The sequence below is a fragment of the Verrucomicrobiota bacterium genome (assembly GCA_037139415.1).
GTDB lineage: Bacteria > Verrucomicrobiota > Verrucomicrobiia > Limisphaerales > Fontisphaeraceae > JBAXGN01.
This window is the reverse complement of sequence record JBAXGN010000220.1, coordinates 1-11,945: the sequence shown is the minus strand read 5'-3', so window position 1 is coordinate 11,945 and position 11,945 is coordinate 1. Positions and strand designations below refer to the sequence as shown.

Annotated in this window: 5 protein-coding genes; 2 read left to right on the top strand and 3 right to left on the bottom strand. The window is 54.8% G+C overall.

What is annotated here, in order from left to right; all coding sequences use genetic code 11:
* Positions 1-293: 293 nt before the first annotated feature.
* Positions 294-3,317 (bottom strand): DEAD/DEAH box helicase family protein, encoded by a 3,024-nt coding sequence (locus tag WCO56_25905; protein MEI7733033.1) that lies wholly within the window; start codon positions 3,315-3,317, stop codon positions 294-296.
* Positions 3,318-3,773: 456 nt separating this feature from the next.
* Here WCO56_25905 and WCO56_25900 point away from each other — a divergent pair, with 456 nt between their 5' ends.
* Both WCO56_25900 and WCO56_25895 read left to right on the top strand, forming a co-directional pair.
* Positions 3,774-5,132 carry a hypothetical protein gene (locus WCO56_25900; protein ID MEI7733032.1) on the top strand — a complete coding sequence of 453 codons (1,359 nt, stop codon included), beginning with the start codon at positions 3,774-3,776 and terminating at the stop codon, positions 5,130-5,132.
* A gap of 18 nt (positions 5,133-5,150) precedes the next feature.
* On the top strand, positions 5,151-5,591 hold the full coding sequence (locus WCO56_25895) for a protease inhibitor I42 family protein (GenBank protein ID MEI7733031.1): 441 nt from the start codon (positions 5,151-5,153) through the stop codon (positions 5,589-5,591).
* A 256-nt stretch (positions 5,592-5,847) separates the two neighbouring features.
* On the opposite strand, the gene WCO56_25890 is transcribed toward WCO56_25895, so the two are convergent.
* Entirely contained in the window at positions 5,848-10,254 is a 4,407-nt protein-coding gene (locus WCO56_25890) for a leucine-rich repeat protein (protein ID MEI7733030.1), read from the bottom strand.
* A 210-nt stretch (positions 10,255-10,464) separates the two neighbouring features.
* A complete protein-coding gene (locus tag WCO56_25885; GenBank protein MEI7733029.1) occupies positions 10,465-11,703 on the bottom strand; it encodes an ATP-binding protein in 1,239 nt (412 codons plus the stop codon).
* Between the last annotated feature and the right edge of the window lie 242 nt (positions 11,704-11,945).

Sequence of the window (11,945 nt, the reverse complement as noted above, 5' to 3'; positions counted from 1 at the left end):
TGAGGAAACATGGACCGCAAGGTTGCGTGCGCCTCAGTCCTACTCGACCAAAAGTATTCCGGTTTCGGTTTCCGGATTTCTTTCGGATTTCGGATTTCGGTGCCTTCGGATTTGCCGGTTATCCGCTCCCATTCCCTCCCCAAAAAAACCAACGGGTTTTTCGTAATCCAGCCAGGGTTAACTCACCAAAGGATCTGCGGGCGCGAGTTTACCCTGGGACCCCGTCCCCCATCAATTCCATCAACCCTGAAGGCGGTTGCGTCATTTCCCACCACCCGCAGGCCCCCTGCCTGCTACCTGACCAACTCCATCAACTTGCTATAGCTGTTCACCACGTCGTATTTCACTTGTTCAGACGTGATTTTAGCGAAGAACCTACGGGCACAATCAATTTTGCACTCCTCGATCTTGCGCAGTTCCATGGACGACATGGAACCTTTCGTCTCGGCGATAAAGTACACATGCTTCACCTCGCCGTGCTTGAACGCGATGGCCCAGTCCGGATTGTAGCGGCCAACTGGCGTGGGAATGAAAAAGCTTTTGGGTAACTTGGCGTACACCACCACTTCGGTGCCGGTGTCGAGGTCTTTGACGAAGGCGCGTTCGTTCTTCGAGTCGGTGAAGACGTAGTCGTAAATATGCCGGTCGGTTTTGATGGCCTTGCTGAAATCTTCCTTGGGCTTTTCCTGCGTGAAAATATCCAGCGTGTGCGCGTCCTCAACCGGGTTGTAGGCGAGATGTTCGACAATGACGGTTGCCTTCTGTTCGTTGATGATCCGACTGGTCTTGAGGATGAAATCCTCGGGGTTCACCTTGTATTGCCCAAACACCGCGCTGTTCATGCCTTGGAGAATCCCGCTGATGGTGCTCCGGGTCAGTTGCGTGTCCTCGGCGATCTTGCCAATCAGGTCATATTTGACGGCGGACTTGACGGAGGCCTTGAGGGCACCGGTGGCCGTCTCTTTGATCTGGAACGCTTCGCCCTGTTTCAATGTCTCAGCCGTCGCGCTTTCCGTCTGTTCGCCGCGCTGAATGGTGTATTGGAGCGGGCTGATTTTCAGTTCCTTGTCGAGGGCGGTGACGCATTTCTTCACCAACTCGGGCGTTTCAAAATGAACCGTGTAAGCGGCCTTGCGATTGATGCGGTTCCAAAGTTCATGGAATTCCTTCTTATCAAAGTTTCCGTTGAGCGGATTAACCTTGGCCCTGCGCTCGTCCTCGATGGCTGGCAGTTGCACGGCGCTGAACACGGTATCAATCAACTGGAAGACCTGTTCAGCGTGCGGGGCGAGTTCCGGGGGCAGTGGTGCGCGTTGGCCTTCTTTCTTCGCATCGTGGTAAGCGACGGCGACTTTGTCGTCAGCGTCAGTGTAATCGTTCTTCAGCAGATATTTGTAAATGGCCTTGGCCATCTGCGACGTTACCGTGACGTCGCCGGTCGCTGTCTTGAGCACCTTGCCGGTGAAATACGCTTCATCGGCCTTGCGCGGCCGGGCGGACAGGGATTCGCTGATATCCTGTTGCAGCGCGGAGACAAAGTCCTTGTAGCTTTCGCTAGCGACAACGGTCAGCACGTTCACCTGGTGGACCGTGGCCGGGTTGTCCATGCGGTCGCCGTCCTGATTGACGGACAGGCGAAGGCCCCGGCCAACTTCCTGCCGCCGGGAAATGGTGTTGTCGCTGTGCTTGAGGGTGCAGATGACGAAGACGTTCGGATTGTCCCAACCTTCGCGCAGCGCGGAATGCGAGAAGATGAAGCGGACCGGTTCCTCGAAGGAAAGCAGCCGTTCCTTGTCTTTCAGGATCAGGTCGTAGGCGTCCACGTCGTCCGTCTCGCCAGCGGATTCCCCACGCGTTTTCGCCTCGGGGTTGACCAGCCGCTTGGTTTTCTTGTCAATTGAAAAGTAGCCGTTGTGGGTCTTGGCGGGCTGAATGCCTTTGAGATAACGGTTGTAGGGCGTGTCTTCCAGCGTCAGCACTTCGTTCAGTTGAGCGAGGTATTCTTCCTCGAAGATGCGGGCGTATTCCCCGGATTCCTCGCCCGTTTCGTTGTAACAGCGATACTTGGCCACCTCATCAATAAAAAACAGGGAGAGCACTTTGATGCCCAGATGGAAGAGCACCTGCTCCTTGTCGAAATGGGCTTTGACCGCCTCGCGAATCTGGAGTCGCCGCAAGGCCGCTTCGTTCACGTCGCCCGTGGCTTCCCCGGCGCGGAGCACGACGCCGTTGGTGAAGCTGACCGTATTATCGAGCGCATTGATGTCTGAGACCACAAAGCCGCGATACTGTTCCAGCCCGTCCGACATATCGTACAGATTGTCGTTCCGGCCAAGCTTGCGCAGGACGCGTTTGATGCCGCTGGCCTGCTGAATCTCCAGTTCGGCCCGCGCCTCGGGTGGCTTGGTCTGAGAAATGTTGATGGATTCGAGATACAGATAAGCGTTGGTGCCGGCCAAGCCGCGGACCGTGATGCCGCGCACGGCGATTTTCTTCACCAGTTTCTGGTTATAGGCGTCCAGGGCATCAAGCCGGTATATCTTGGTGTGCTCCTGCCGGTGCGTGGCGGAGTAGCGCAAAATCATCAGCGGCGTGAACTCCTTCAGGGAATCCATCGTTTTGGCGCCTTCCATCTTCTGCGGCTCGTCGAGAATAACGATGGGCCGGTTGCGGGCGATGACGTCAATGGGGCGGCGGGACTGAAAGTCATCCAGTTCCTCGTAAATACGGCGCGCATCCTGACCGCGGGCATTGAAAGCCTGGACGTTGATCACCATGACACTGACACCGGCATCCGACGAGAAACTCTCCAGATTGTTGAGTTGTTTGGAATTATAGATAAAAAAGCGGGCACGCTTCCCGTATTGCTCCAGAAAGTGCTCGGCGGTGATTTCGAGGGATTTGTGGACGCCCTCTCGGATGGCGATGCTGGGCACCACGACGATGAACTTGCACCAGCCGTAGCGCTTGTTCAGCTCAAACATCGTTTTGATGTAGCAGTAGGTCTTGCCCGTGCCCGTCTCCATCTCGATATCGAGATTGATGTCACAACCGGCGGACACCTTGAGCCCCAAGGATAACGGCAGGTTGTGGCGAAGTTGGACAGCATGTACGTTGGTGAGGACCTGTGCCAGCGGGACGGCCACGTCGCTGTTCTTGAACCCAGACTCGCCGATGCTGAACATGGTTTGAGTGTCGCCTCGGCCGGGGTCAATGCGGTAGGAGACGCCATTATTCTTCGGTTGACCGAGAAAACAGTCGGCCACGGCCTCGACAGCGTGGGTCTGATAAGCCTGCTGTTTGAATTTCAGCTTCATGGGCTAAGGGAGAGGAAAGAGGTGAGGGGGTACGGAACGGTAATGTTATCCCCAGCGTTATTGCCACAATCCGCCCAGTGCGATTGCCTGCGCGCCTATCCAAAGCGGCGTCGCGGCCCCCTACACCCCGCCTTGCCGCACGCACTCCAAAACCTGCGGTGCTCGCAGCAACATGAGTTCCGCCGGCTGAAGCCGGTACTTCATACCTGCAAAAAGCCGTCCATCCACTCACGAGCCTTGGGGGGCGGTTGACGATGGCGGCGGAGAGAGAGCCGGGCCGGTTCAGAAATATGCTTGACGGTACCGGACGCTGCGACATTATAACGACATGAACTTGGATTCAAAGAAGGTTCCCGTGAGATCGCTGCGTCGAGTGACGCAGGGATTCGTGTCAGGGGAGACCGATTTGGATACGTTCATTTCGATTCGTTCAGGAAGGTTTCAACCAATGCAATTATGACGAAAACAAGCATTTATTCATTGATTCACTGTATTCTTACCGGTGCCGTGGTAACGCTATCAGCCAATGCGGTTCGAGCGCAGGTGCCGTCGTTGGGCGAAATGCGCGAGTTGCGCGTCAGTTGTCTGGAGTCGTTCAATGCCGCCCAGTCGCGTCTGGATGACTTGCGCGAGTTTGTCTCCCAACAAGCCAATCGCCAGCGCGGGGTGGCCGAACGGCTGTCCAAACTGGAAAAAGATGCCGCCGAGGACAAGGTGCGGCTGGTGAACCTGGAGCAATCCCGCGCGGATAACAAGACCCGGCTGGACCGGACGGCCACGGCGGTGGAACGCGCCACCAGCAGTTACCGCACGGCGGGCAAAGTGCTGCCGAATGGGGAGGCGTGGGTGACCGATGGTTCGGCGGCCTTGGCCGAAATGCGGCGGCTGGTGATGGCCAGCCCGGATAACGAGTGGCGCCGTGAGCGGACGCGGGAAGCCGAGCAAAAGTTTGGCGAAGCCATGGGCGGCTGGCGTGCTGCCCGGCGCGAATTTGACCAGGCCGGATTTGATCTGGAACTGCGGACTTCGCCCAACAGCTTCAAGCGTCTGGGGGACCAGAATAAGGCGATGGCGGGAGAGTTGACGACGATCACGAGCCAATTGGCCATCCATTCCAAGACGTTGTCCAGCCACCGCAAGGAAAGTGATCGTTGGGCGGAGGCGCTGCAGAAGCTGAATACCCGCGAACAGGGTGCGCGCACCCGTTTGGCGGACAATCTGGTGAAGTTCCACCTGGTGGACCTTAAGTTTGCCGCCTGGCGCTTGGGGCAGCCGGCGGATAAGAACGATGCCTATGCGGCGCTGCCTGATTTAAGAGAACAGCTCATCATGGATCGTCCCTTGGCAGGGTCGGCGCGGGAAGGGTTGGAGCCACTCTTAAAAAAGTATCTGGACAACGGAGCACCAAGGTTCCCGAGGGATGGCAGACTCAGCTCCATCCAGCCTTTGATGCGTAATGACGGCAATGAAGCCGCGTTTCTCGAACTGTTGGCGCGGATCAGCCTGGCCGAGGCGCGCTTGAAGTTTCTCGCCGACCTGTGGCAGCAGGAAACCGGTGAAGTGCGCAAGGTCGTTCAGCAGGTCAACGATTGCGAAAATGAAACGGCAAAAATCACCGATGACGTGGCGCGCGTGGCGATGGATGTGGAATCACTCCGCCGTTTTGTGGATGGACAACAGCAGTCCCTCGCCGCCGGCCTCGAATCCCTGGAACTGATCGAAAAACGGTTTGCCTCGGATTTTGATGCCATCAACCGGATTTTGGATGATACCGCCAGCCGGACTGCAACTTTGGAGAAACGCTTGGAAAAGTGAGTGATTCACCCAACTTCTATGCGGATGGTGCTTTTTGGTTGGCTGTCACTATGCCTGTTGGCTCCCGCTGCGGCGGTTGCCGCTCCAGCGGAAAAAACGGCGCGCAATCCCGCCAAGGTTGCCTTTTCGGAGGACGACTTTCGCAATGGTACGGCACATAAGACCAAGGAAATAACCATGGCATCTCACGGTACCTTGACGGTTGAACTCGGCTCCAATCCCACCACGGGTTATAGCTGGGGGGAACAGACCGCGAACAGCGATCCGGCGCTTATAAAGCAGGTGCAGCATCGCCGTATTCCGCCTGAGGTGAAGCGCTCCGGGGCCGGTGGCTTGCAGACATGGACCTTTGAAACGCTCAAACCGGGTGTTGCCACCCTGAACTTTTCCTATGGCCGCCCTTGGGAAGGCGGGGAGAAACGCACTTGGACCCTGAAACTGGTGGTCAAGATCGAGTAAAGTTTGCGGGATTGCGGCAGGGCCGCAACTGTTCCTCAATCAGTCCGAATAAGTATTTCATGCGCACGATAATTCAAACTGGGATTTTAAATTATCGCGCTGGAATTTTAACCTGACGGGCATGTTTGTCGTGGTGTAGCATGGATGGACGAACTCCGGGATGGCAAAAAATCTGTCTGTCTGTCTCTTTTGGCTAGGAAAAGAGACAGACAGACGACTGGTTCCGGGTTGTGAGGACGCTGAAATGGTGACAGTGTTACGGTAACAATAACCGTGTATTCACTGAAAAGCCGTTGGGATTCACCTTATCCAAACTGCTGGGCAGTTTTTGCCAGTGCGCTTCGCCACCTCTGTTCGTGCCGACCAGGCTCACGTATCCCAGCCACATTCCCTTACCACTGTATAAAGTCTGGCACATTGCCACCTCCTGGTTGCGGGTCAGGGACAGCGATCCAGTCAACTTGGTTTTGTCCGCCAGGGTACCTGATAGTGTGACGAGTCCCGAAGGTTGCACCGCAAGTACTATCTTGGTGATGCTCACCTGTTGGACGGTGGACGTGACGAGTCCCGAAGGCTGTACCGTAAATACTACGGGGCTATGATTTGTGTCGGCTAGTACTGTTTCCACCGTCAGGGTGTAATTGGTCTTCTGCGCCTGTTTGAGCACCTGACTGACCCAGAGTTCGGAGGTCCATGCTTGATTTTGCCCGATGGTCCCACTGACTTCCCCGTTATTACTCAGATCCAAGGCGAGGCTCACTTGCAAGGCCGGGTCTCTGCCGCGCAGGATCGTGAGATTGGTCGCTCCGCCCAACCCGAGTGCGCCCGCCAGCGGGTACACCTTGCCCTGATACTGGAGTTGGCCGGTGAAGGTTCCCCGATCGGTCACGGTCAATTTCACGCTGCCGCTGTTGGTCCAGTCGGCCAGGACCACGTCGTTGCTCGGGCTGAATAGCCCGGTGTAATCCCCTTTGCGAGCGAGGTAGGGATTCGGCGCAAAATTCACCACCAACACCAAATTGGATGCCATGGTGAACTGGATGGCGGGTTTATTGGTCGTCCAAAGCACCGGACCATTCAGGCCATGCGTGGCGACGCAATTGGAAAAAAGATAACCGGTGACTGGCGTGGCGATGGTGGAATAGGTCTTATTAACCACCAGGGGCAGGCCGTTGAGGTCAGGACTCATTCTCCCATTGCCCATGCGGATGATGGGCAACACGTCGGTGGCCAGTTTCACAAACCTGACCGTGCTGATTTTGGAATAGTTACCCGAGGTGTCCACGGCGTATGCCGACAGGGTGTTGGTCCCAAAGACTGGAGTGAGGGTGACGCTCCATCTGTTGGTGCCATTGGCCAACATCCACGGGCCGGTATTATGCTGGCACCATACCTCTGCCACGCCCTTGCTGTCGCTGGCAGCTCCCGTCACCACCAACGCATTGGAAAAGGTGGTGGCAGGTGGAGGCGTGATCGCCAAGGTGGGTGACACCCGTTCGGCGGGGAGATAATAGGCGTAGAACAGGTTGGTGGTGCGATTGCCCAGGGTATCTGCCGCGACAATGCTGATTTGATTCATACTTTGTTGCAACGTCACGGCATGGCTCCACGGCACCACCGCGTTGCCCGTCCCGCTCACATTGATCAGCAATATGCCATTCACCCATACGTTTGCGATTCCGTCTCCTCCGCGGGCTGCATCCGTCGCGGTTCCGCTGAACGTGTAAATGCGCTGGCCTACGGTCTGTCCGGAGATGCCATTTACGGTGAGCGTTGGCCCTTTGTCGTCCACCACCACCAGTGTCGCCACGCTGCTGGTGGTCGCGCCATACTTATTGGTGATTACCACCTGATAATTGCCCCCGTCGCCGGGCTGGCAACTGGTGATGGCAAACTGATTATTGGTGGCCATGGGCAAGGCAAGGCCATCGTGCGACCATTGATAGGAGTAGGGTGGAATCCCGAACACGGAGACGGTGAATGAGCCGGTCAAATCCTGGGGAATAGACTGATTTGCAGGCTGGGCGGTGATTGAGGGGACGCCCCACGGTGCGGTTGGCCGACCGCCAAACGTTGATCCCCAGCCCGTGGTGTCCGGCAGGTAATAGACGGTTGTATTGGTGGCATATAGAAAGGCAGACCCCGGATTTTCGCCAATATCCGATGCGTTACCACGAAAATATACGCTGAGAAGATTTGAACAACTTCTAAACGCATAGGACCCGATGTTGGTGACGCTGGCGGGGATCGTGATGTTGGTCAGGCTGGTGCAGCTTCGGAATGCGTAGGTACCTATGCTTTGAACGTGGTCTGTCACAATAATATTTATCAGGCTGCTACAGTAGCTGAATGCATAGGTTCCGATGTTGGTGATACCGCTACCGAGTACAACATCAGCCAAATTAGTGCAGGTATAGAACGTATATGTTCCAATGCTGTCTACACTGTTTGGGATCGCAATGTGCGTCAAGCTGGAACAATAGGAGAAGGCATAGTTTCCCATTTTGGTGACACCGTTGCCGACTACAACGTCGGTCAGTTTGGTGCAGCGATAGAACGCATAGGTGCCAATGTTCGTTACGCCATTTGGGATGGTGTAAAGACCAGTTTTGCCTGCCGGGCAAAGCATGAGGGTAGTTTGGGCTTTATTGAATAAAACTCCATCCAAACTGTTGTATGTTGTGTTAGCTGTATCCACGGTAATCTCCTGAAGGGTATAGCAGCCGTAGAACGCATTGGTTCCAATATTGCTGACGCTGTTGGGGATAAAGATATTTGTCAGGCCGGTACAGTTGCGGAATGCGTAGGTCCCGATACTCACGACACTGTTTCCGATTGCCACGCCAGACAGATTGGAGCAGTAATAGAATGCATAGGCGGCAATGTTGGTGGCACTATTGGGAACAGTATAAGCTCCGGTTTTACCTGCCGGATATTTGATGAGGGTAGTTTGGGACTGATCGAACAAAACTCCATTCAGACTGATGTAAGTTGTGTTGGCCGCATCTACGGTGATATCCATTAGGCCATAGCAACCATAAAACGCATAGGTTCCAATATCAGCAACACTGGTGCCGATCACCGCATGAGCCAGTTTGGTACAGTTATAAAACACATAATCTCCGATGCTGGGGACGCCGTTACCGATCACGGCGCTAGTCAAATTAGAGCAGCCATAGAACGTGTAGTTTCCAAGGCTGCTGACGCTGTCGGGGACTATTATATTTGTCAGGCTGGTACAGTAGCTGAACGCATAGATTCCGATGCTGCTGACGCTGTCGGGAATATTGATGCTTGTGAGGCTGGAGCAGTAAGCGAATGCAAAGTTTGCAACGTCAGTAATACTGGTGCCAATGATGACATTGTTGAGTGCGGAACAGCCATAAAATGCATAGGTTCCGATGCTGCTGACGCTGTCAGGGATCGCAATGCGCGTCAGGCTGGAACAATCGTAGAAAACATAATCTCCAATGTTGGTGACGCTGTCAGGGATGGTGATGTTTGGCAAGCTGGTGCAGTTACGGAACGCCTGGCTCTCAATACTGGTGACGTTATTGGGGATGTTGACGTTGGTTAGTTTGGTGCAGTTATAGAATGCATAGGTACCGATGTTGGTGACGCCGTTACCGATTAAGACATCGGTCAAATTGGAGCAATTATAGAACATAAATGCTCCGATACTGGTGATGCTATCGGGTATAACGATGTTCGTCAAGCTGGTGCAGCCATGGAATGTCTGGCTCCCCATACTGATGACGCTATTGGGGATGGTGATGTAAGGCAAACTGGTGCAATATTTGAATACATAACTTCCGATGTTGGTAACGCTGTTGGGGATGGTGATACTGGTCAGATTGGAACAGGTGGAAAATGCTGAGTTCCCGATGCTGGTGATGCTATCGGGGATGATAATGCTGGTCAGGTTGGGGCAGGAGGAGAACATCGAATTACCGATGCTGGTGACGCCGGTACCAATCGTGACGTTGGTTAAGCTGGTGCTGCCATAGAATGGCACACTGCCAATATTGGTGACGCTGTTGGGGATCAAGATGCTGGTCAAGCTGGTGCAGTTTCGGAATGCGAAGGTCCCGATGCTGGTGACGCCGGTGCCGATCGTGACATTGGTCAGGCTGGTGCAGGAGGAGAATGCCGAATCGCCGATGCTGGTGACGCTATCCGGGATCGTCACACTGGCCAGGTTGGAACAGGAGAGGCAAGCCGAACTTCCGATGCTGGTGACGTTGGTGGGGATTTGCAAACCTCCGGTTTTACCGCCCGGACACTGGAGGAGGGTGGTTTGGTTTTTATCGAGTAAAACTCCGTTCAAGCTGCTGTAGGTTGGGTTGGTGGCATTTACGATGATATTGGTCAGGCTGGTGCAGCGATTGAACGTCAAGGCCCCGATATTGGTGATGCTGGCGGGGACCGTGATGCCGGTCAGATTGGTGCAGCTTGTAAAGGAGTTGGTTCTTATGGTGGTGACGGGCAGGCCACTGATGGTGTCCGGGATAACAACGGAGCCGCCCGGGCCGGAGTATCCCGTGATCGTGATGGATGAACCATTAGTGCTGTAAGTAAGTTGGGCTTTAGCTGCCAGCGGCAGGCATAGCAGAATGAATCCTGATAGAACGAGAGCCAAGCGCTGCTTTTGTGCGAAGTTCATGTCGTGTAGGGTAAGTTTGACGATGTGCCAGTTCAAGTAAAATCAGTCCACAGTAATTGCCGTGAGATGTTTTGTTTCCCGTCCATCCATCTACGGACCTAGGGCTGTGGATGGATGGACGAACTAAAGGAGGGAAATAACAGCGCACATGATGCCCCAAGCGATGTTTTGATTCGTGTTGGGCACCAGGAGATTAACGCCATCACAACGCTACATTAGGTCAAATGGCACGGCCAGACATTGCTCAGAGATCTGGAGTACTTCTTTACCAGCGTAGATCACCAGACCCAATCCCACCCGGCCCGGCGCAAATTGGCGGAAGGTATCCATGCCGATGGCATCACCCGGCCCGACTGACGACGACGCCTTGATTTCCACAGGAAACAACCAGCCATCCAATTCGGCGATGAGGTCCACCTCCGCTCCGCTGTGCTGCCGGTAATGATGCCAAGCCGGCGTGACCGGCAGGGATTGTGCCTGTTTCAGGCATTCCTGCATCACCAGGGTTTCAAACAAAGCGCCGAAAACCGGATGCCCTTGTACCGCTTGGGGCGAGCTGATACGCATCAGGTGGCAGGCCAGGCCGGTATCCACAAAGTACCCTTTGGGCCGCAGGCTCAAGCGTTTGACCGGGTTGCGCGAAAACGCGGGTAGTTCGGTCCATTGGTAAGTCTGTCGCATCACGCTCAGCCACTTCTTGGCCATGGGAGAGGATAGCCCAATATCCTTCCCCAGCTTGCTGTAATTGCATTCCTGGGCCGTGAGGGTGGCGCAGAGGGATAGAAAGGCGGCCAGTTGCATCTCATCGCGGGCCTCCAGAATCAACCGCACATCCCGTTGCAGATACGTGGCCACATATCCCTGCATCCAGCCTGGCACGGCCGCTTCCGGCAGGGTTTGCACTTCCGGGAATGATCCGCGCCAGATTGTCTCGGTGGCGGATAGACCGGCGGAGCGGCGCTTTCTCAGCAGCGGCAAGGCATCGGCTGCCGGTTTCCGTGCCATGGTCAGCCACGTATCGAACCAGGTGTGTCCGGCCCGGGTTTCAGCCAGGCAAAAGCCTGATAAATCCAGCGGGGCCACGCGGCCAGCCAACGACTCCGACAAGCGCTGTATCACGTGCCACTGTTGCGAACCCGTGATCAGGAACTGTCCCGGTCTTCGCTCCAAATCCACATAACGCTTGATGGCCGGAACCAGCTCCGGGACATACTGGATTTCATCCAGGATCAGCGGGGGAGGATTGTTGCGCAAAAACAGGTCTGGATCGCGGCGCACTTGATATAAATCCTGCACCGGGTCGAACACAAAGGTCCGGAACTCATTGCCAAACAGTTGCTGCAAAAGCGTGCTTTTGCCGACCTGCCTGGCACCGGCAATCAGCACGCACGGGAATGTATTGCGGTAGAGCCGCAACCGTTCCTCAACCAATCTAGGCAAGTATTGCATACACACGATAATTTAAACTAGCAGTTTAAATTATCAAGTATGATTTTTATATAACGGGCATTTTTATCATGTAAATTGTACATAATATTCATGTATTCAATGAGTTATGAAAGTTTATGCGCACTCGGTTGCTGAGGAGAACTGGACGAACTCCAAGATGGCAAAAAATCTGTCTGTCTGTCTCTTTTGCCTAGCAGCCTGTCGGACTTAACAATGCGGATTTTTTGCAGGTTTTTGAATAA